Below are 20,463 nucleotides of genomic sequence, written 5' to 3' on the forward strand. Positions count from 1 at the left end.
TATGAAATCTTTATTTTTTGTTGTGCTCCTAAGCCTTTCTTTTGTGGTGTCGGCTGAGGGACAAACCGGGCAGTTGATCTGGAGTGACGAATTCAATTACGAAGGAAAGCCCGATACTGCCAGGTGGGGATTTGAAATGGGTGACGGGTGTCCAACGATTTGTGGATGGGGCAATAATGAGCTCCAATATTATACGGATGATGAGAAGAATGTACGTGTAGAAGATGGTAAGCTGATTATAGAGGCCCATCGGGAGGAAAATATGCCTTATGCATATTCATCGTCTAAAGTGGTAAGCACCGGCAAGGGCGATTGGAAGTATGGCTATATTGAAGTAAGGGCAAAGCTACCCTATGGAAAAGGCACATGGCCGGCAATATGGATGTTGCCAACGCTGGACCGGAAGCTAGACTGGCCAATGGATGGCGAGATCGATATTATGGAGCATGTAGGGTATAATATGGGTACCGTTTACGGTACTATACATACCGGAAAATATAATCATCGAATTGGTACGCAAAAATCAGACAGTGTGGAGATTGCCAACATCCATAAGGATTTTCATGTGTATGCAATAGACTGGGGGCCGGAGCATATTAGCTGGTTTGTAGACGGTGAGAAATTCTATACGGTCTATAAGAATGGTGATAACAGGGACGGCTGGCCATTTGATAGCAAGTTTCACCTTATACTCAACATAGCAGTTGGCGGTGACTGGGGTGGGAAATATGGAGTGGACAACTCTATATGGCCTCAGAGAATGGAAATTGATTATATTCGAGTGTATGAAAATTGAATTTTAATCTCCTCATAATAAGAGGATTACATAACAACTAACCACAAAATTTGAAACTATGAATGAAATTGCAAAACCGGGAAGCTATAAGCGCTTTATCTTAGGGATAACCGTTGTAGCCACTCTTGGAGGTCTTTTGTTTGGTTATGATACGGGAGTTATCGGAGGTTCTCAACTGTACTTTACCGAATATTTTAGCTTTTCAAAAGCCGAGCAGGGGTGGGCTGTGAGTAGTGCCCTGTACGGATGTCTCCTTGGTGCTCTTTTTGCCGGATATTTAAGCTCCCGGTTTAGTCGAAAGTACTCGCTTATATTATCGGGGTTCCTTTTTGCCATTTCAGCTTGGGGATCAGGGATTCCTGATTCATTAACTGTGTTAGTGATCTTCAGAATAATAGGAGGTATCGGTGTGGGTATAGCTTCTATGACGGCGCCAATGTACATCGCGGAGGTAGCCCCTCCAAAGGAGCGGGGAAGGCTGGTGTCTTATTATCAGTTGGCCATTGTTATTGGGTTTTTTGTTGTGTTCCTGGCAACCTATTTCATTGGTGGTGGTGATACTTCTCAACTTGGTCCGGGCGAAATTGAAGAGCTACATGATTACAATGTTTCCAGGGGATGGAGAGTGATGTTCTGGTCGGAATTAATACCCGCACTGGCGTTCTTCATACTTCTTTTCTTTGTTCCTCATACCCCACGTTGGCTCATGATGAAAGGACGCGATGAAGAAGCTAAAGTTGTACTTGCCAAAGTTACATCCTCACCGGCAGAAGCAGAACGTGAATATAAAGAGATCAAAGAGTCACTTTTTAGAGAAACCAAGGTAGAGAAGGTTTCTGTTTTTTCGAAAAGTATGAGACTTGTGCTTTTCATTGGTATTACACTTTCAATATTGCAACAGGTGACGGGTATTAATGCTATATTATACTATGGTGCCGAAATTTTCAGTAACGCACTTGGCTACGGCCCTGAGGACGCACTTAAGCAACAGATATTGTTAGGGGCAGTCAACCTGGTGTTCACCTTTGTAGCTATCTACCAGGTGGATAAATGGGGCAGAAAGCCATTGCTTATCCTGGGTACCACCGGTATGTTCGTTGGTATTGGCACATTGGGGGTTTCCATTTACCTCAACCAACTGGGGTTAATATCGCTAATTGGCATGCTTACTTTTATCGGTTCATTTGCACTGTCAATGGGACCTGTTACCTGGGTGTTGCTTTCTGAAATATTCCCTAATAAGGTAAGAAGCGCGGCCATGTCAATAGCGGTTGCAGCACAATGGCTGTTTAATGCTATTGTAGCTAACACCTTCCCGATAATTAATGGCAGTGAGGTCAACAGCGATATTTTTAATGGCGCGTTGCCTTATTTTATTTTTGCCACTTTGTGTATTGTAACAATACTATTTACCTGGAGAATGATACCCGAAACCAAAGGAAAGACCCTGGAAGAAATGGATGGGCTTTGGTTGAAACATTAATAAAATTTTTCCCGTTTTCACCTTATTTATGTACGTTTACCGTGCAGGAAGGTGTCCTAAAAAAGAAGTCATCCTCAGCTTTGCGAAGGATCTTACTAAGAACACAGCGAATGCATCCATCTTAGTGGGATCCTTCCTTACGGCAGGATGATTTTTTTGTTTATTTTGACAGTTTCTCTATAAAAACATCCATTATGAAAAAATCAATATTAACCGCTGGCTGCTTTTTGATCGGCATTATAGCACTGGCGCAGTCGACAGATATCGAAAAGGTAAAGGCCACTGTGGATAAACAGGATATTAAGAACCACATCTATTATCTGGCGTCTGATGAGCTCAAGGGGCGTGAAACAGGTACGCCGGGAATTGAAAAGGCTGCGGATTATATCGCTGATAAGTTCAAAGCATATGGTGTGCAGCCGGTGAAAGGAGCTGAAGAAGGATATTTTCAACATGTGAAGCTGAAGAATGTCACTGTCCCTACATCTATAAAAGCATCTATTGGTAGCACAGACTTTGCTAAGGAGAACCTTGCGCTGTTAAAGGGAGACAACATAGTAACAGCCGGACAAGCAGTATTTCTGAACTATGGAACTGCGGAGGATTTTGAAGGAAAGCATGTGGAAGGGAAAGTCGTGGTTACCTATGCAGGTGGACCTGATCAGACAGACCCGGGCAGTTTGTTTAAACTGGCACTTCAAAAAAGAGGACTGGCTCAAAAAGCTGGCGCACTGGCCTTGTTAGAGATACACGAATTCAACCCACAGTACTGGAGTTCGGTGAGTGGATACCTCAATCATGAAAAAATGACGATCTTTAATGGAAGTGAGGAGGAAGATGGTTTGGCTCATCTATGGGTCAATGATACTTCCAAAATGCTCACAACATTAAAGGTGGGAGAAAATTTGAAAGTGAAGTTAACAGTGAATGGTATTGATAACAAGACGCTGACTTCACGAAATGTGGTGGGTATGGTTGAAGGTACAGATCCCAAATTGAAAAAGGAATTCATTATTTATTCTGCACATTACGATCACGTAGGTGTTGGTGCTCCCAATGCGGAAGGCGATTCTATTTTTAACGGTGCCCGCGATAACGCGGTGGGGACTGTCACTGTCCTTAGCGCAGCAGAGAATATTGCCAGGTATCCCACAAAAAGATCGGCCCTGTTTATACTTTTTACAGCAGAAGAGAAGGGGCTTTTGGGAAGTAAATGGTATGTTGAGCACCCTTTGATACCCCTGGAGCAATCGGTTTACTGCTTTAACAGCGACAATGCTTCGTATAATGATACAACCAAAGCTACAATTGTGGGTTTGGAGAGGACTACAGCTTCCCAGCACATCAAAGATGCTTGTGCAGCTTTCGGTTTGACGGCTATCGATGATCCTGCGCCGGAGCAAAATCTGTTTGACAGATCTGATAATGTACATTTTGCAGCAAAGGGCATTCCAGCACCTACCTTCAGCCTGGGATTTACTGCTTTTGACGCAGAGGTTTTCAAGTACTACCACCAGGTAACTGATAACCCCGAAACACTGGATTACGATTACCTGGAAAAGTTTTTCCGATCATATGTCTTGTCTTGCAGGAATATTGCCAATGCTGATGCTACTCCGGTTTGGGTAGAAGGGGATAAGTATTACGAGGCAGGGCAGAAACTTTATGGTACTGATCGGTAATCTCAGTAATCAGTAATCAGTAATCGCATTCAGGAGGGATAATCAAAAATCAACTAATGACCAATGACAAGTGATCAGTGAGCAACAATCGACCAGAAACCCAGCCACCAGTAACAAGAAACTACCAGAATACCGCAGCCAGAAGCAAGAACCAGCAGCCAGAAACCCGTTAGCTAGAGAACCAGAAGCCAGCAACCAGAAGCTAGAAACCAGAAGCCAGAAGCCAGAAATGAATATAGAAGAATTTAAAAAGTATGGACACGAAATAGTAGAGTGGATAGCCTCGTATTATGAAAATATTCGTGATTATCCTGTTAGGTCTCAGGTAAGTCCGGGTGAGATATTTAATAAGCTGGATGGAGCAGCCCCCGAAGAGGGCGAACAGATGTCTCGGATACTGAAGGATTTTGAGGATATCATTATGCCAGGTATTACCCATTGGCAGAGCCCCGCCTTTCATGCTTATTTCCCATCCAATACCAGTTTTCCTTCACTTCTTGGGGAAATGCTAACTTCAGCGCTTGGAGCCCAGTGTATGATATGGGATACCTCACCGGCAGCGGCTGAACTGGAAGAAAAGGTGATGATCTGGCTGCGTGACATGATAGGATTGCCGGAGTCCTTTTCCGGTGTTACTCAGGATACGGCATCTACTGCCACATTGTGTGCTTTAATAACTGCCAGGGAGAAAAAATCGAATTTCGGAGTGAACAGTAACGGTTTTTTTGATCAAAAACCTATGCGTATTTATTGTTCAGCGGAAACCCATTCTTCTGTAGAGAAAGCAGTAAAGATTATGGGTGCTGGTAATAATAACCTGGTGAAGGTAGGGGTCGATGATAATCAGGCGGTGGATATCCGTTTACTACGTCAGGCCATAAGAAAGGATATAGAGGCCGGTTTCCAGCCACTGGCGGTGGTGGCAGCTATTGGCACCACTGGAACTGTTGCCATTGATCCTCTAAAGGAAATAGCCGCCGTGTGCAGGGAGTTTGACCTTTGGCTGCACGTAGATGCGGCCTATGCCGGCACAGCGCTTATCCTGGAGGAGTACCGATGGATGATTGAAGGGATAGAAGATGTCGACAGTTTTGTATTCAATCCGCATAAATGGATGTTTGTTAATTTTGACTGTTCGGCCTACTTTGTGAAAGACGAAAAAGCCTTGAGCAATACCTTCAGTATATTGCCGGAATACCTCAAGACAAATACTACAGGTAAGGTAAAGGACTATCGTGATTGGAGTATACAACTGGGAAGGAGCTTCAGAGCGCTCAAGCTTTGGTTTGTGATCAGGAGTTATGGTGTAAACCAAATGAAAAAGATCATCAGGGAACATATCAATATGGCAAAAAGCCTTGCCGAAATGATCAGGGAACATTCCGGTTTTGAAGTGTTAACTGTTTCGCTCAACCTGATCTGCTTCAGGTTAAGACCATATCAGGCAGAAAGCCTGGAAGAGATCAATCAGCGAAATAAAAATCTTATGGATAAACTGAATGCTTCGGGCAAAATATATCTTACCCACACCAAAATCGGTGATAAACTGGTACTCCGGATGGTTACAGGCCAAACATATTTAACGGAAGCTGATGTAAGGCGGTCATGGGAGGTTATTAAAGAGGCTGTTGAACGCTAGTGTGATGATCGCTATTCACTCCTCTTTTTCTTTTATACTACGTTGAAACTTCAAACCATATCGGTGCTATGCGTTCAAATTTTTCTGTCTAAAGGGAAAAATAGCGGCAAATTTTAGTAAACCAATAGTCTGGCCTCTATTTCAAATCCACACGTTGATCCGTATAAGATTGTAAAGCTATAAGTTCTTTATCTACCCTTTCTTTCCATTCCTGCTGTTTTTTTGTTATTGAACCATGCAGCGTTTCAGCATCATATTGGCGGTCGATCATATTGCTCTCATTTAAGATCTTTTGTACCGCTTGATTATATACTTTAAGATCTGTTTCACCTGTCAAGGCTATTTCAATGATCTTTTTTCTGGCCTTTCTTGCGTAGAGTTCTGCTAAGTCGAAATGTAGCTGTTCGTGGGCTAACAGGGACGGGGATTTGTCGCGATACCATGACTTGTGCTTGTCGAACAGAGCATGCACGATATAATGTATTTTACTCTTTTCGATATAGGGCTTAGCTTTAATAGCTACAGCAGTACCCGCGTCACCAATGGCTCCGGCACCAGGCTGTCCGGCAAAATCATTCCAATTTAATTGATAGGAGGGTGTCCATTCAATATACTTCTGGCTGTCAGTTTGAGCCATGGCAAATGTTGTAGATAAGTAGCTGAGAAAGATCAACAATTTTGAATGCATACTCTTTGTTTTGTTTTTGAGTACAACCGAAATCTATCCTCGCAAGTTCACTAACAGTAAAATGACGCACAGTACAATCCGCGACAGTTACCGGGGTTACTGATTATTTCATTTTTATGATTACTTTTGGAAGTTGTAATAACTCTATCGAACAAACCAATAGTAGAACATGAAAAATCTAGTACCAGTAGTTGTATTGAGCCTGATACTTGGCGCATGCAATAACAACCAGAATGTAACAGAAAAAATAAGTGAAACAGAAGAGGTGGCTGTTGAGCAGCCTGTGGAGGAAGAAATGAGGGTAACGGGCAGCTTTGGAGAAGAAATCACTGAAGAAGGAGTGATCTCAACGGAAGAGATGCTTGCTCAACTGGAAAGGGCAGATTCTGTGAAAGTGAAAGTGAATAGCGAAATATTGGCTACCTGTAAAATGAAGGGATGCTGGATGAATGTCGATATACCCGGAGAGGATAACATGAGAGTGACCTTTAAGGATTATGGTTTTTTTGTTCCTAAGGATGGTGCTGAGGGTAAAAATGTAGTAATGGAAGGCTATGCCAAGAAAGTGACTACAGATATAGAAACATTAAAGCACTTTGCTAAAGATGCAGGAAAGTCTCAGGAAGAAATTGATGCCATTACAGAACCTAAGGACGAGGTAACTTTTGTTGCTACCGGGGTGATCATTAAAGACAGCGAATAAGTCCAACATCTTGTATTTAAAAAGTAGATGAAAAGAGAATTCTCCCATAAGAAATTCTCTTTTCATCTCTTCCTTTCTAAACACTGCCGCATGGAACCTGTGTGTAGCGGTAATGTGGTCATGAGTAGTATTTCTGCTGACGCTTCTTGTTAGTCATCGATACCAATAAAGCTCCACTGGCTGCTCCAAGCCCGCCAACCAGACCACCAATTACACCTGTAATGATGATCAACGTCATACTCGATATTCCCATAAAAACCTGGGCTACTCTCTCTGTAAGCAGTGACTGTGTTTCCCGATCAATACTGAACGCTAAGGTGGCCCAAATAACGAATATTGCCAGAAATCCGGAGAGAAAGGAGGATATGCCGTTCGTTCTGATGATCAGGCTTACAATAAAAGCGACCAACGCCAGCGACCAAAATGGCAGATACAAACCAGCGATATAACCACCAATTGCAATTAATATTGTTTTGACTAAAAATCTCATTTTTCTGCGGGTTTGAAAGTCTGTGTGAATAATATTTTGTCACTATCCGCCTCTTTGTCAGGCATGAATAGCAGGGGTATATACTTGCCGTCCCTCCAAAGATCGATCAGGTTGTCATACCAGATGCTACCGGGGTTACCCGATTGCCCCCCCGGATAAATACCCCATGCCCGGGGAGGTGAGCTCATTTCCACTATCAGCCGTTGAGAGGGACCATGATTACGCTTGGTGGAGTTGATGGCGTCAGCGACTCCGTTTACCTGTACATTATAATGGCTAAAACCCGCCAGACTCCCTCCCAGGTCCGCCAGATGCCGGATGAAAGTTCCTTTATAATTACCCCAGGTGTAGTCCATTTTGCGTTCCTCTTTCCATTGTTCGAGCGTTGCCAAAGCTTGTCTGAAGGAATAATTGATCAGTTCCGTTAACGTCTCCTTCTTTTGTGTGGAATCTACATCAACGAATTCATGATCAGGATAATTTTTCATGATGTAGGTTGTTGTGTATTCACCCGGAGCGTCCAGAGCCAGGCTGTCATGATCGAATTCATCCCAAAGCGCAAGGTTGAACTGTCGCCACCAGGCCTGGAAATATGAAGGAGCCTTAGCTTGCACCAGGTAGTTATAGTCCCATTGCCTCAATTCATTCACTACTTCTTTTTGCTGTTCGGTTAGACTACTGAGGTCCAGGGAATCCAACATCAATGGTAGCGTTTCTTGTGGCAGCATGCTGTAGCTGTTGTGGTGCATTTCCATAATATCTTTAACAGTCACGCTATCCATTTCTGAGAGCAGTTTATTGATAGTCCTGTTGCGATAGTATTCATACGAGGCATCATAAACCCAATAAGGATATAATGAATCGACAGAGTGCTGATTTGCAGAGCTAACAAAACCTCTTTCCGGATTGTATTGATATGGGTTTTGGTCTTTTGGAATTAATGCCTGCCAGTCATTTTTTGGGTCAGAGCCATCCATTAAAAATTTACCCTGCTCTTTCCACTTAGCCGTAAAATTACCCTGTACCCTGAGTGCAATATCTCCGCTTACAGAAGCGAATACAATGTTTTGAGGAGGGGCGTCCCAATACTCAATGGCGCTTAGGTAGTCCTGATAGTTGTCAGCGCTGTTTAATCTGAGTAATGCCTTTTGTACCATAGAAGGCTCATGGCCAATCCACCTGAGCGCGTAGTTTTTGCGACTATCCATGTCACCAAAGCTTTTGTCGTAAACTATCGGACCATGGTGCGTATAGGTGATCGTATCATAGAACGGTTCCTGACCACGCAGCTCAATTTTTTCTATCTCTTTATATGTATCTTTCCATTGGCCATCATGCCAGTATTGATACCCGTTTTCGTCTTTAAACTGTATTTTATACCAATCTCTGTGGTCGCGAGGAGCATTGGTAAACCCCCATGCAATGGAATCGTTGAAGCCGATAGTAATGCCGGCTGCACCTGTAAAAGTATAACCATAAACATTCACATCGGGTGACTGCAACTGCAGCATGATCCAAAGTGACGGCAGATTAAGGCCAAGGTGGGTGTCATTCGCTAAAATGGCATTTCCACTTGCTGTTTTCGATCCTGCTATGGCCCAGTTGTTACTACCATTGTCCGGGTCTGGCTTAGGCAAGGCCGTTTGTATGTTATCCTCTGATACGGAAGATACCGGCCTCTCAGTTTTTACCACCTCAAAATCCCACGGTTGTCCGATATTTGTAGGTATCACGGGGTCTACTCCCGGCAATCTTTCAGGAAACAGGAAGTCAAACATTTCTTTGCCAAATAATCGCACCGCATTAGTATTTTCAAGGTCATCATCATAACCGGTGAGGTTGTCAATCATGTACTCCAGTATGAGTGCAGACTTCACCGGGGTCCATTCTTCGGGTTCGTAGCCGAGCAGTTTGTATTCTATAGGTAAATTAGCATAGGGCAGAGAGGAAATATACTGGTTAACTCCGGCAGCATAGGCATCCAGGTATTCATTAATTTCCGGCTCTTTTCGCATGGCCTCATAAGTGGCTTTTGCACCCTTTACCATACCTTTTCTTCTTTGCAAACGATCGAAAGACAACCCATTTTTTCCAATAATTTCAGATACACGACCCGCAGCAGCATGCGTTTGAAATTCCATCTGCCATAGGCGATGCTGAGCTATAATGTAGCCCTGAGTCATGTATAGATCATGGTTGTTGTTAGCAAAAATGTGAGGGACGCCATTTTTATCATATTTTACTATCACCTCGTTCTTAAGTCCTTGGAGTTCCAGGTTTGTATGATATGGAAAGCTATCTACCTCTGCATTTTGCCAAAAGCCATGATTGGGATCCAAAAATTTCCCCAAAGGCGGTATGGGTACATTGGATATAACAAGACGATTACTAAAAGCATAGATAACAGATATGGCAATGGCTGAAACGACCAAAAATTTAACGAACCTCATGTAGTTTTCAGGATTAGCAAGTGGAATACATCTATACCGGCAGATGTTGGTTTCTTAATCCATTAAAGTAATTATAAATCACCAAAATATTAAGGATTGCAAAAAATAATACTCCTATATTTGATGCGTTTTTACTGAAGAATGGAAATTATCCTTAAAAAATATAGTCAATCCCAGATAGCTCAGGCGAAAAAGATCCGTGCCCTTATATTTGATGTGGATGGTGTGTTAACCAATGGTGGTATTATTTATACGAATTCCGGAGACGAACTGAAAGTCTTCAATGTGAAGGATGGACAGATCATTAAGCATCTGCGAGATCATAAGATCATCATTGGAGCAATTACAGGTAGAACATCAGAATTGGTTGACAGGCGCTGTAAGGAGTTAAAACTTGATTTTCATTATCAGAACGTAAAAGATAAATTTGCTGTTTACCAGGAGGTGCTAAAAAAGTATCAACTTCGCGATGAGGAAGTAGCTTATATCGGTGACGATATCATTGACCTGAAATTGATTAAGCAAGCCGGATTAGGAATTGCGCCAGCCGATGCATTGGAATATGTGAAATCACATGCTGATGTAGTCACTGAAAAGGGTGGTGGAGACGGAGTGGTGCGTGAAGCTGCTGACTTCATTCTTGCAGCTCAGAGAGTGCTTGAAGATCTTGTAAATAAATATTTGGAGTAATTTTTTGAATGAGACCAGGATTGAGGTATCTCATGTCTCATATCTCAAATCTCAGATCTAACCTATATGGAAATCTATAAAGAGAAAACAAAGATAACTGACAATATAACTCTTGGAGGAGATCGGCTGGTGCTATTTGCCGGACCGTGTGCAGCAGAAAGCTATGAAATATGCATGGAGACAGGCAGTAAAGTAAAGGAAATATGCCAGAAGCTTGAAATAGACTATGTTTTTAAGGCCTCATTTGATAAGGCAAACAGAACATCTGCAGGTTCGTATAGGGGGAAAGGGTTAGAAAGCGGACTCAATATTTTATCGAGAGTAAAACAAGATTTGCAAGTACCCATCGTTACTGACATACACGAGTCACAGCAGGCTAATGAGGTAGCAGAGGTGGCTGATGTATTGCAGATCCCGGCTTTTTTATGCCGGCAAACGGACTTGCTTTTGGCTGCCGCTGAAACAGGTAAGATGGTGAAGGTAAAACGGGGGCAGTTCATGGCGCCTGAGGATATGAAGTATGCAGTAGACAAAGTGAAAGGCGCAGGCAACCCAAATGTTTGTCTGACCGAAAGAGGAGTATCGTTCGGGTATCACAACCTGGTGGTCGATATGCGTGCGCTACCCACCATGCGCCAATACGCTCCGGTAGTTTTTGACGTTACCCACAGCGTACAGCAACCCGGTGGAGCCGGGGGAACTTCCGGAGGCCAAAGACAGTTTGCTCCATATCTGGGGCGGGCAGCAGCAGCGGTAGGAGTAGATGGCTTTTTTATTGAAACACATCCCAACCCTTCCCAGGCCCTCAGTGATGGCCCTAATATGGTGCCCCTCCATGAGATGGAGGATTTTTTAAAGATGTTGAAAGATGTGTGGATGTTGGGGAAAAGTTTTGTAAAATAGCCGAGGCTTTAATTTTTGACATGAGGAACTATATTTTTTTACTTTTTATTGTGGTGCTGGGGGCTTCGTGTGTGCCGAATAAGAAAATTGTGTATTTGCAGCATGGGGATGAGTTGAGTAACAGAGATAAAATTCCCCGGGATTCCATATTAAGGTCTCATAGCATGGAGATTCGTGAATACCGAATTCAACCCCTCGATATATTATCCATTAATTTTGAGAGCCTTACTGCCGAAGAATATGATTTTTTTTCAAGGTCCTCTCCACAGACAAGGATAGCAGGTGGTGGTGCGAATAGTGCGGCACTAGGGGGAGTACTTGTTGATGCTTCAGGGTTTATAGAGTATCCTGTAGTAGGAAAAGTTGATGTTTCCGGACTTACCATATTTGAAGCGCAAGAGAAACTACAAAAAATAGTCAATCTGTACCTTAAGGATGCAGTTGTTAGAATACGATTACTGAATTTTAGGTTCACAATTTTAGGTGAGGTAAATGGGGGAAAAGTGATTAATTCGACCAATACGCGAATAACAATGATGGAAGCGGTTGGTATGGCGGGAGGCTTTTCAGAATTGGCGGATAGAAGCATAGTGAAAGTTATAAGGCAAAAAGGAGATATCTCTGAAGTTTTTTATGTAAACCTACTGGAGGAAAAGTATATTGAATCTCCCTATTACTACATACAACAGAATGATATCATAATTGTGCCTCCTTTAAAGCAAAGAACTTTCAGGAAATATTTTGCTTCAAACCTAGGGCTTGCTGCATCTATAGTTTCCACGGTATTATTCATAATAACATTGGCTAAATAGGAACAACTTGGATAATCATTTAACTTCAAGTGTGGATTTTAATGAATTTGAAGGTAATGTTCAGAGAGAACAATCAGTTGTCTCTCTTAACTTCAAAAGGATATTATCGAGAACGTTAAAGTACTGGTATGTTTTCATATTTACCATAGTAGTAAGTCTTACCATTGCGTATCTTACTAATAGGTATTCTACCCGTATTTTTCCAGTGACCGCTTCAATCTTAATAAAAGAAAATGAAGAGAATCCCGGGGCTTCTTTTTTAAATAATAGTTTTGTAAATCCATATCGCAATTTTTATAATGAGCTGTACATTTTAAAGTCATATCCTTTGATGCAGCAGGTAGTGGAGGATCTTAATTTCACTGTGGCCTTTTATCGCGAAGGGAATATTAAAACTACCGAAATCTATGAGAATGATTTTCCTGTTGAAATAAAAGTTCTAGACGGGAAAAGTATGCCATGGGGCCGGTCGATGGGTTTCCAGCTACAAAATAATGGTACTTTTATAATGGAATACCTGAGCGAAGATGCTTCTGTAAAAGGTGAACAGTTTCAGGATCTTCCTTTAAATGATACTGTGAATATAAATGGCTTTAAGTTTTTAGTTCGTACGAATGGAACATTTATAAAACCAATATTAGAAAAGTATTATGTTATTAGATTTATTGATCCCTTTGGACTGGCTAAGTTATACTCTCAAAAGCTCTCTGCTTCATGGGCTCAGCAGGGAGCTTCTGTGGTAAATTTAAATATCAATGGACCCATTCCTGAAAAAGAAATGGATTTCTTAAATAAATTTATTGAGACTTATCAGGAATATGATGTTAATAAGAAAAGCCAGGCAGCAGCCAAATCAATTGAATTTTTAAATGAACAACTTGTAATAATAGGAGATTCGTTACTGTATTACGAGAACAGAATATTGGATTTTAAAAAAGATAATGCCATAAATGATTTTGGCAGTGAAACCAGTCGTGCCTATGAGAAGCTTCAAGTGCTTGAAAATCAGTTGGTTCAAATGGGGCTTCAGGATACATATTTTAAATACCTGTTAAATTTTCTTGATCAGGCTGAAATGTCAGAGGAGATAGTGACTCCTTCCAGTGTAGATATATCGGACCCTGTTCTGGTGAGTCTTATTAATGAACTTATCACATTAAAAAGTGAGATCGCGTTATCAGGAGGGGCTCAGCTTTTGCAGGAAAATCCATTATATAAGGAATTGCAGAGACGATATGAACGACTGAAAGTATCCATCAGAGAAGGTATTAATAACTATAAAAAAACAAGGAAAATTAACGAGGATTTCATAAATGATCAGATTCGGGTTCTGGAACAAAAGCTACGCAAGCTGCCGGGTGTAGAACAGCAACTGATTGATATACAGCGAAATTATGATATCCGGGAAAATCTATATACTTATCTTTTGCAGAAACAAGCAGAAGCAGGTATCTCAAGAGCCTCAACTACTTCCGACATCGTAGTTGTCAACCCTCCCCATCTGGCAGGAGGGGCGATCACCCCAAAGGTAACCAGAAACTATATAACTGCTTTTTTTATAGGTTTGCTTATACCACTTGGCTTTTTTGTAGTTCGCGATCTTCTGGATCAAAAAATTCAGTCAAAGGAAGATATCGAAAAATTTACCACAGTACCGGTAATTGGTGGAATAGGGCACAACAAAGACGACAATAATCTTGTAGCTTATAGCAAACCAAAATCAGCGGTTGCCGAGTCTTTCAGGGCTTTAAGAAGTAACCTAAATTACTTCACTGAAGGAAAGGATAAAAAGCTGTTTGTTATTACCTCTTCGATTGCCGGTGAGGGAAAAACCTTTACTACGATTAATCTCGCAACCATTTTTGCTTTTGCCGAAAAACCAACATTGATCATAGGAGCAGACATGAGGAGGCCCAAGATATTTGATGATCTGGGATTGACGAACGATAGAGGTTTGAGTCAACATTTATCAGGAATGGCTTCTCTGCAAGATATTATTCAAAAAACATCAATACCTTTTCTCGATATTATTAGCGCAGGACCTGTTCCTCCGAATCCCAGTGAATTGCTTATGAACCCCAGGTTTGAACAAATGTGTAAAGACCTGTTTGAAAGCTACGATTATATCATAGTGGATACTCCGCCAATTGCATTGGTGACAGATGGTTTTGTTATAGCAAAGAAAGCACATCATACTCTATTTCTTGTTCGCCAGGACTACACACCGAAAGAAGCATTGACAAATATTCAGGAGATTTATTCGACAGGAAAATTAAGAAATGTTAGCATAGTCTTTAACGACATACGTAAATCAGGACTCGGTTATGGTTATGGGTATGGTTATGGTTATGGGTACGGCTATGGTTATGGGTACGGCTATGGCAGGAAGGGCAAAAGCGGTTATGGGTATTATAGTGAAGATTAATAAGGAGGTAATAAGCTAATTTAAATGTTAGTGATACTGATCATTAACTGGCTTAGATATTAATTTTATTTATGCTAAGTAATAAGTCAATATTAATTACGGGTGGAACCGGCTCTTTGGGAAAGGCCCTGACTAAGTCAATCCTTGGGCGCTGGCCGGACATCAAACGACTGGTTATCTTTTCAAGAGATGAACAGAAACAATTTGAAATGGCTCAGGAGTTTCCTGTAGAGAAGTATCCGGGCATCAGGTTTTTTATAGGAGATGTAAGGGATTATTATAGAGTCAGGCGAGCTCTGAAAGGCATTGAATACGTCATTCATGCAGCGGCAATGAAACACGTACCCATTGCAGAGTACAATCCTATGGAGTGTGTAAAGACCAACATTATTGGAGCAGAAAATATTATTAATGCATGCCTTGAGACAGAGGTGAAAAAAGTTGTTGCTCTTTCAACAGACAAAGCTGCTGCCCCGGTTAACTTATATGGAGCTACAAAGCTTGCCTCAGACAAGCTGTTTGTAGCCGCCAATAACATCAAAGGCTGGAATCCCATAAAGTTCTCTGTAGTGCGTTACGGAAACGTTATGGGCTCAAATGGCTCGGTTATACCTTTTTTTATTAAGAAGAGGAAAGAGGGAGTTATACCCATCACCGATGATCGGATGACCCGGTTTAATATTACTTTGGAAGGAGGTGTGGACATGGTACTTCATGCGCTTGAAAATGCCTGGGGTGGAGAAATATTTGTGCCCAAGATACCATCTTACAAGATAATAGATATGGCGGAAGCGATAGCGCCTGAATGTAAAAAGGAAGTTGTAGGTATAAGGCCCGGAGAAAAGATTCACGAAGAGATGATTACCTCTTCAGATTCGTTTTATACTTACGATCTTGGAAAATACTATGCCATCATACCCTCCACACCAATGTGGAAAGTTGCTGATTTTGTATCGCATTTTAATGCTGAAAAGGTGGAGCAGGGGTTTAAATACAATTCGGGTGAGAATGCCGAATGGGTTTCTGTTGAAGAATTACGAACATTGATTAAGGAACATGTTGATCCTACGTTTGAATTATGATGAACCCAATCCCATATGGACGACAGTCTGTTACTGATGAGGATATCAAAGCCGTAACCGAAACTTTAAAGTCAGACTATCTCACTCAGGGGCCTAAGATCGCTGAATTTGAGCAGGCATTTGCACGCTACATCGGTTCTGAATATGCCGTAGCAGTAAGCAATGGAACAGCCGCGCTGCACCTGAGCGCGCTGGCACTTGGGGTTGAGAAAGGGCAAAAAGTGATCACCACACCCATAACATTTGCAGCATCTGCCAATTGCGTACGGTATTGCGGTGGTGAGGTGGTTTTTGCCGATATTGACCCTGATACGTATTTACTGGACATTGCAAGCGTTCAAATGCTGCTGGAAGCAAGTCCAAAGGGCACCTATCACGGTATAATACCTGTTGATTTTGCAGGTCGGGCTGTGGATATGCAGGCCTTCAAAGCACTGGCGGATGAGTATGGTCTTTGGCTCATCGAGGACGCCTGCCATGCCCCCGGTGGCTTTTTCATCGACAAGCAGAATAATAAATACAACTGTGGTAACAGTGAATTTGCAGATTTGGGCATTTTCTCTTTTCACCCCGTGAAACATATCGCAGCGGGCGAAGGTGGCATGATAACCACCAATAACCCCACGCTCTATAAGAAATTGCTGGAGCTGCGCACTCATGGGATCACCCGCGATACAAACCAGTTCGAAAATTCCAGGTCTTTTGCCAATGGAGGGCAGGGCGAGGACTGGCCCGGCTGGTACATGGAAATGCAAAGTCTGGGGTACAATTACCGCCTGACCGATTTTCAGGCCGCGTTGGGAATCAGTCAATTGCAACGAGCGGATGACGGGCTAAACAGGAGACGACAAATTGCTGCCACTTATGAGGATTCATTTAAGGATAAACCTTTTATAATGGGACAATCAGGTGTGGTTGAGGGACATGCTTATCACCTGTACGTTGTTGAGGTAGAAAATCGCTTAGGCCTTTATAATTATTTGAGAGAACATCGGATCTATACACAAATACATTATATTCCGTGTCACCTGATGCCGTACTACAAGCAGTTTGGATGGAAGGAAGGTGATTTTCCTTTTGCTGAAAATTACTATAAGCAATGCATCAGCCTGCCTATGTACCCCACCTTAACGGAAGAGGAACAGGAGTTTGTGATTTCAAAGATTTTGTCATTTTATAACTAAGTCAGTCAATGGAAACGCCAGAAATGGAGACCGGAAGATTGAAACTTGAACCGCTGAGTTTAAAGTATTGCACAGAACAATATGTTGGCTGGATGAATGATGAGGAAGTAAACAAATACCTGGAGAGCGGAGGTGACTATACTATTGAAAAACTCCGTGAGTATTTGAATGACGTTGAAAAAAAGAAAATACTTTTTTGGGCGATTGTAATCAGGGAATCCGGCAAGCACATTGGCAATATTAAAATTGATCCGGTAAGTATGACACACCTGAGAGGGGAGTACGGTATCATGATGGGAGAGAAAAGTGAGTGGGGAAAAGGGTATGCCAGGGAAGCATCAGAGAAAGTTATTCAGTTTTGTTTTGAGGTTTTGGGATTAAGGAAAATTACCCTTGGTGTAGTAGAAGATAATCAGGGAGCGGTACAGCTGTATGAAAAATTAGGCTTTGAAGTTGAAGGGGTGTATAGGAACCATAGCTGTTATAACGGAATTTTTCACAATGTGCTGAGGATGGCGCTGTTTAACACCAAAGAGGAGAATCAATGATTTCTAAATTGGGTATAGGAACAGTTCAATTCGGGCTGGACTATGGTATAAGTAATATATATGGGAAAACCTCTCTTGAGGAGGTTAAATCAATACTTCAATATGCAAAGGAAGCAGGGGTTGATCTTGTTGATACGGCCAAAGCATATGGAGAAAGTGAGAAGGTGTTAGGACAGTCAGCATTGGCGGGTTCCTTCAAGATTGTTTCCAAGTGTCTGAAAGTTGACGAAAAAGATAGTTTGCAGGTACAGCTAGCAGGTTCTCTTAAAGCATTAAAAGTGAGTCGTCTCTATGGATATATGGCTCATGATGCAAATTTTTTGATCGAAAACTCTCACATTTGGGAAGAGTTACTACGATTGAAAAATGAGGGGATGGTGGCCAGGGTAGGAGTGTCATTGTATACCCTAGAGCAGTTGCATAAGTTGTGGAGTTTAAAAATTACTCCTGATTTAGTTCAGGTTCCTTATAACCTGTTAGATAGAAAATTTGAGAGTTGTTTTGAAAAGTTGAAAGCTGACGGAACAGAGATCCATTGTAGGTCGATATTTCTACAAGGTTTATTTTTCATGTCTGAGGATCAGTTATCTGGAAATCTTCAGTTACTAAAAAAGCCATTAGCGGAATTACGAAGAATTTGTTTTTCATTTGAGATAAGTATGGAGGAACTAGCTTTGAATTTTGTAGTGCACAACCCTGCTGTTGACTACGCGATCATCGGAGTTAATACACTTGACCAATTGAAAGCAAATGTACTTTCATTAAAAGGGTTGCTGGACAATGAAATTACCGAACGAGTGAAGAAAATTGATATTTTACATAGCAAAATGCTAAATCCTGTCAATTGGAAATGAGAATTATAGCTATAACACAAGCAAGATATGGCTCAACTCGTTTGCCGGGGAAAGTTCTTAAGGAGGTTAAGGGCGCCACTCTACTGGAAATACATCTTAAGCGAATATTACGAGCAAAAAAAATAGATGATGTAATTGTCGCAACAACTAATGAGCCTGAAGCAGACAAGATTTCGAAAATCGCAGCAGCGAACCACGTAGAAGTATATCAGGGCTCTACCGATGATGTTTTGGACCGTTTTTATAATGCAGCGAGAGTAATGCGGGCAGATTGGGTGGTAAGATTAACTTCAGACTGTCCATTGATTGATCCGGAACTGATTGATCTTGTTATCGAGAAGACATTAGAGGCTAAAGCCGATTACGGTACCAACACATTTGAAAATTTGTTTCCTGATGGACAAGATATTGAAGTGTTTTCCTTTGAGTCGTTGAAAATGGCCTGGGAAGATGCAAAGTTACAATCGGAGATGGAACACGTCACCCCTTATATAAGAAAGAATACTAACATTGAAGGAGGAAAGTTATTCAAGGGGTTTAGTTATAAGTGCGGAACTGACTATAGCAAAGTGCGGATGACTGTAGATGAGCCTGCTGATTTGAGGTTGACTGAAGTTTTAATAGGGCAATTGGGTGTTGATCAAACATGGCTTAAATATACCGAGTATATTTTAGAAAATGATTTAGGATCAATTAATGCTAGTATTTTGCGAAATGAGGGGTATATTAAATCATTAAAAAATGACAAAAAGCAGATATAAAACGTCTCAGGAATATCTGGAGAGAGCCTTAAAGACAGTGCCATTAGGTTCACAGACTTTTAGTAAAAGCAAAACGCAACTGCCGTATGGCACATCTCCCTATTTTGCGTCACATGCGGAAGGAGCCTATATGTATGATGTAGATGGCAACCGCTACATTGATTTTGTCAATTCGCTGGCTTCTGTCACGTTGGGGTACAATGATCCTGATGTTACCCGGGCGGTCAGGCAGCAATTGGAAAAAGGCACAATATTTTCTTTGGCGAATGAGCTGGAGTTTGTTGTAGCTGAGAAAATTGTAAAGATGGTGCCTTGTGCGGAAATGGTGCGGTTTGGAAAAAACGGATCAGACGCTACCTCAGGTGCAGTGCGTATAGCAAGAGCATACACCGGGCGTGATCATGTATTGGTATGCGGCTACCATGGCTGGCAGGATTGGTATATCGGAAGCACGGGTAGAAATCTGGGGGTACCGGAAGCTACCAGAAAACTGACCCATACGTTTCAGTATAATGACATCGACTCCCTGGAGCGATTATTTAATGATCTTAAGGATCAGGTGGCCGCGGTCATTCTGGAGCCTGTAAATATTTTTGAACCGAAGAATAATTTCCTTCAGCAAGTTAAGGAGCTCACCCATAGGCATGGTGCCGTGTTGGTTTTTGATGAAACAATTACCGGCTTCAGATATGCCAATGGCGGGGCCCAGGAGTTTTTTGGTGTTACCCCGGATCTCGCATGCTTTGGTAAGGGACTGGCAAACGGCTATCCGGTATCAGCGCTTGCAGGCAGAGCTGATATAATGAAGCTGATGGAAGAGGTTTTCTTCTCGTTCACATTTGGAGGTGAACTGTTGTCGCTGGCCGCAGCTAACGCAGCGCTCGATAAGCTCCTCTCTCACGATGTGATCGGGCATCTGAATAGCGTTGGAAAGCAAATCATTGAGGGAGTATCGGCTTTGATTTCTAAACATGGGCTGCAGGATATTTTTGGTGTCTCCGGGTATCCGGTGTGGTCTTTTTTTACCATTAAGGATACTGAATCCTTCACCTCATGGGAAATCAAGACGCTGTTTCTTCAGGAAATGTTTAAGAAAGGCATATACATAATCGGTACACATAATATCAGCTACGCGCATAATGACGACCATGTAAGGGTATTGTTAAATGCGTACGACCATTTCTTTGCAGTGATGAAAAATTGCCTGGAGAGCGGTAATATAAAAAGTGTTATTGAGGGTAAGGTATTAGAGCCTTTATTTAAAGTCAGGTAG

Annotated in this window: 18 protein-coding genes; 15 read left to right on the plus strand and 3 right to left on the minus strand. The window is 41.9% G+C overall.

Features of this window, described 5'->3' with window-relative positions; all coding sequences use genetic code 11:
• Position 1 precedes the first annotated feature (1 nt).
• The 4 genes from C900_RS15280 to C900_RS15295 all read left to right on the plus strand — a co-directional run bounded on the left by C900_RS15280 (position 2) and on the right by C900_RS15295 (position 5,600).
• On the plus strand, positions 2 to 796 hold the full coding sequence (locus C900_RS15280; protein ID WP_009580927.1) for a glycoside hydrolase family 16 protein: 795 nt from the start codon (positions 2 to 4) through the stop codon (positions 794 to 796).
• A gap of 58 nt (positions 797 to 854) precedes the next feature.
• Positions 855 to 2,279 (plus strand): sugar porter family MFS transporter, encoded by a 1,425-nt coding sequence (locus tag C900_RS15285; RefSeq protein ID WP_009580928.1) that lies wholly within the window; start codon positions 855 to 857, stop codon positions 2,277 to 2,279.
• Positions 2,280 to 2,473: 194 nt separating this feature from the next.
• Positions 2,474 to 3,961 carry a M28 family peptidase gene (locus C900_RS15290; protein ID WP_009580929.1) on the plus strand — a complete coding sequence of 496 codons (1,488 nt, stop codon included), beginning with the start codon at positions 2,474 to 2,476 and terminating at the stop codon, positions 3,959 to 3,961.
• A 229-nt stretch (positions 3,962 to 4,190) separates the two neighbouring features.
• Positions 4,191 to 5,600, plus strand: a complete 1,410-nt coding sequence (locus C900_RS15295) for a pyridoxal phosphate-dependent decarboxylase family protein (protein ID WP_009580930.1) — start codon at positions 4,191 to 4,193, stop codon at positions 5,598 to 5,600.
• 136 nt (positions 5,601 to 5,736) lie between these two features.
• On the opposite strand, the gene C900_RS28515 is transcribed toward C900_RS15295, so the two are convergent.
• Entirely contained in the window at positions 5,737 to 6,288 is a 552-nt protein-coding gene (locus tag C900_RS28515) for a DUF922 domain-containing protein (protein ID WP_051052860.1), read from the minus strand.
• A 169-nt stretch (positions 6,289 to 6,457) separates the two neighbouring features.
• Between C900_RS28515 and C900_RS15305 the strand changes: the two genes are divergently transcribed.
• Positions 6,458 to 6,991, plus strand: coding sequence for a DUF4920 domain-containing protein (locus C900_RS15305; protein WP_040496886.1), 534 nt, complete (start codon positions 6,458 to 6,460; stop codon positions 6,989 to 6,991).
• Positions 6,992 to 7,109: 118 nt separating this feature from the next.
• On the opposite strand, the gene C900_RS15310 is transcribed toward C900_RS15305, so the two are convergent.
• Together C900_RS15310 and C900_RS15315 are read right to left on the minus strand one after the other, a co-directional pair.
• A complete protein-coding gene (locus C900_RS15310) occupies positions 7,110 to 7,481 on the minus strand; it encodes a hypothetical protein (RefSeq protein WP_040496887.1) in 372 nt (123 codons plus the stop codon).
• Positions 7,478 to 9,931: a penicillin acylase family protein gene (locus tag C900_RS15315; RefSeq protein ID WP_009580935.1), complete on the minus strand. Its 2,454-nt coding sequence runs from the start codon at positions 9,929 to 9,931 to the stop codon at positions 7,478 to 7,480. Before C900_RS15315 ends, C900_RS15310 begins: the two co-directional genes overlap by 4 nt.
• Before the next feature lie 141 nt (positions 9,932 to 10,072).
• On the opposite strand from C900_RS15315, the gene C900_RS15320 reads away from it, so the two are divergent.
• From C900_RS15320 to C900_RS15365, 10 genes are all read left to right on the plus strand, one after another.
• Complete coding sequence (locus C900_RS15320; protein ID WP_009580936.1) at positions 10,073 to 10,621, plus strand: KdsC family phosphatase; 549 nt, start codon at positions 10,073 to 10,075, stop codon at positions 10,619 to 10,621.
• 66 nt (positions 10,622 to 10,687) lie between these two features.
• Positions 10,688 to 11,524 carry a 3-deoxy-8-phosphooctulonate synthase gene (gene kdsA, locus C900_RS15325; protein WP_009580937.1) on the plus strand — a complete coding sequence of 279 codons (837 nt, stop codon included), beginning with the start codon at positions 10,688 to 10,690 and terminating at the stop codon, positions 11,522 to 11,524.
• A 20-nt stretch (positions 11,525 to 11,544) separates the two neighbouring features.
• Positions 11,545 to 12,336 carry a polysaccharide biosynthesis/export family protein gene (locus tag C900_RS15330; RefSeq protein ID WP_009580938.1) on the plus strand — a complete coding sequence of 264 codons (792 nt, stop codon included), beginning with the start codon at positions 11,545 to 11,547 and terminating at the stop codon, positions 12,334 to 12,336.
• 7 nt (positions 12,337 to 12,343) lie between these two features.
• Entirely contained in the window at positions 12,344 to 14,761 is a 2,418-nt protein-coding gene (locus C900_RS15335) for a GumC family protein (protein ID WP_157494046.1), read from the plus strand.
• A gap of 71 nt (positions 14,762 to 14,832) precedes the next feature.
• Positions 14,833 to 15,843 carry a UDP-N-acetylglucosamine 4,6-dehydratase (inverting) gene (pseB, locus tag C900_RS15340; RefSeq protein ID WP_009580940.1) on the plus strand — a complete coding sequence of 337 codons (1,011 nt, stop codon included), beginning with the start codon at positions 14,833 to 14,835 and terminating at the stop codon, positions 15,841 to 15,843.
• Positions 15,843 to 17,027 carry a UDP-4-amino-4,6-dideoxy-N-acetyl-beta-L-altrosamine transaminase gene (gene pseC / locus C900_RS15345; protein ID WP_009580941.1) on the plus strand — a complete coding sequence of 395 codons (1,185 nt, stop codon included), beginning with the start codon at positions 15,843 to 15,845 and terminating at the stop codon, positions 17,025 to 17,027. The genes pseB and pseC overlap by 1 nt, the downstream gene beginning before the upstream one ends.
• Positions 17,028 to 17,035: 8 nt before the next feature.
• Positions 17,036 to 17,575, plus strand: coding sequence for a GNAT family N-acetyltransferase (locus C900_RS15350; protein ID WP_009580942.1), 540 nt, complete (start codon positions 17,036 to 17,038; stop codon positions 17,573 to 17,575).
• Positions 17,572 to 18,429 (plus strand): aldo/keto reductase, encoded by an 858-nt coding sequence (locus tag C900_RS15355; RefSeq protein ID WP_009580943.1) that lies wholly within the window; start codon positions 17,572 to 17,574, stop codon positions 18,427 to 18,429. Before C900_RS15350 ends, C900_RS15355 begins: the two co-directional genes overlap by 4 nt.
• Positions 18,426 to 19,190, plus strand: coding sequence for a cytidylyltransferase domain-containing protein (locus C900_RS15360; protein WP_009580944.1), 765 nt, complete (start codon positions 18,426 to 18,428; stop codon positions 19,188 to 19,190). The genes C900_RS15355 and C900_RS15360 overlap by 4 nt, the downstream gene beginning before the upstream one ends.
• On the plus strand, positions 19,171 to 20,463 hold the full coding sequence (locus tag C900_RS15365; RefSeq protein ID WP_009580945.1) for an aminotransferase class III-fold pyridoxal phosphate-dependent enzyme: 1,293 nt from the start codon (positions 19,171 to 19,173) through the stop codon (positions 20,461 to 20,463). Before C900_RS15360 ends, C900_RS15365 begins: the two co-directional genes overlap by 20 nt.

Origin of the sequence: Fulvivirga imtechensis AK7 (genome assembly GCF_000331535.1) — a bacterium.
Classification (GTDB): Bacteria; Bacteroidota; Bacteroidia; order Cytophagales; family Cyclobacteriaceae; genus Fulvivirga; species Fulvivirga imtechensis.

Coding starts and splice junctions, on each gene's coding strand:
- kdsA (WP_009580937.1), top strand. CDS start 10,688: ATGGAAATCTATAAAGAGAAAACAAAGATAACTGACAATATAACTCTT.
- C900_RS15295 (WP_009580930.1), top strand. CDS start 4,191: ATGAATATAGAAGAATTTAAAAAGTATGGACACGAAATAGTAGAGTGG.
- C900_RS15290 (WP_009580929.1), top strand. CDS start 2,474: ATGAAAAAATCAATATTAACCGCTGGCTGCTTTTTGATCGGCATTATA.
- C900_RS15355 (WP_009580943.1), top strand. CDS start 17,572: ATGATTTCTAAATTGGGTATAGGAACAGTTCAATTCGGGCTGGACTAT.
- C900_RS15280 (WP_009580927.1), top strand. CDS start 2: ATGAAATCTTTATTTTTTGTTGTGCTCCTAAGCCTTTCTTTTGTGGTG.
- C900_RS15365 (WP_009580945.1), top strand. CDS start 19,171: ATGACAAAAAGCAGATATAAAACGTCTCAGGAATATCTGGAGAGAGCC.
- C900_RS15285 (WP_009580928.1), top strand. CDS start 855: ATGAATGAAATTGCAAAACCGGGAAGCTATAAGCGCTTTATCTTAGGG.
- C900_RS15305 (WP_040496886.1), top strand. CDS start 6,458: ATGAAAAATCTAGTACCAGTAGTTGTATTGAGCCTGATACTTGGCGCA.
- C900_RS15360 (WP_009580944.1), top strand. CDS start 18,426: ATGAGAATTATAGCTATAACACAAGCAAGATATGGCTCAACTCGTTTG.
- C900_RS15315 (WP_009580935.1), bottom strand. CDS start 9,931: ATGAGGTTCGTTAAATTTTTGGTCGTTTCAGCCATTGCCATATCTGTT.
- C900_RS15310 (WP_040496887.1), bottom strand. CDS start 7,481: ATGAGATTTTTAGTCAAAACAATATTAATTGCAATTGGTGGTTATATC.
- C900_RS15320 (WP_009580936.1), top strand. CDS start 10,073: ATGGAAATTATCCTTAAAAAATATAGTCAATCCCAGATAGCTCAGGCG.
- pseB (WP_009580940.1), top strand. CDS start 14,833: ATGCTAAGTAATAAGTCAATATTAATTACGGGTGGAACCGGCTCTTTG.
- pseC (WP_009580941.1), top strand. CDS start 15,843: ATGAACCCAATCCCATATGGACGACAGTCTGTTACTGATGAGGATATC.
- C900_RS15350 (WP_009580942.1), top strand. CDS start 17,036: ATGGAAACGCCAGAAATGGAGACCGGAAGATTGAAACTTGAACCGCTG.
- C900_RS28515 (WP_051052860.1), bottom strand. CDS start 6,288: ATGCATTCAAAATTGTTGATCTTTCTCAGCTACTTATCTACAACATTT.
- C900_RS15330 (WP_009580938.1), top strand. CDS start 11,545: ATGAGGAACTATATTTTTTTACTTTTTATTGTGGTGCTGGGGGCTTCG.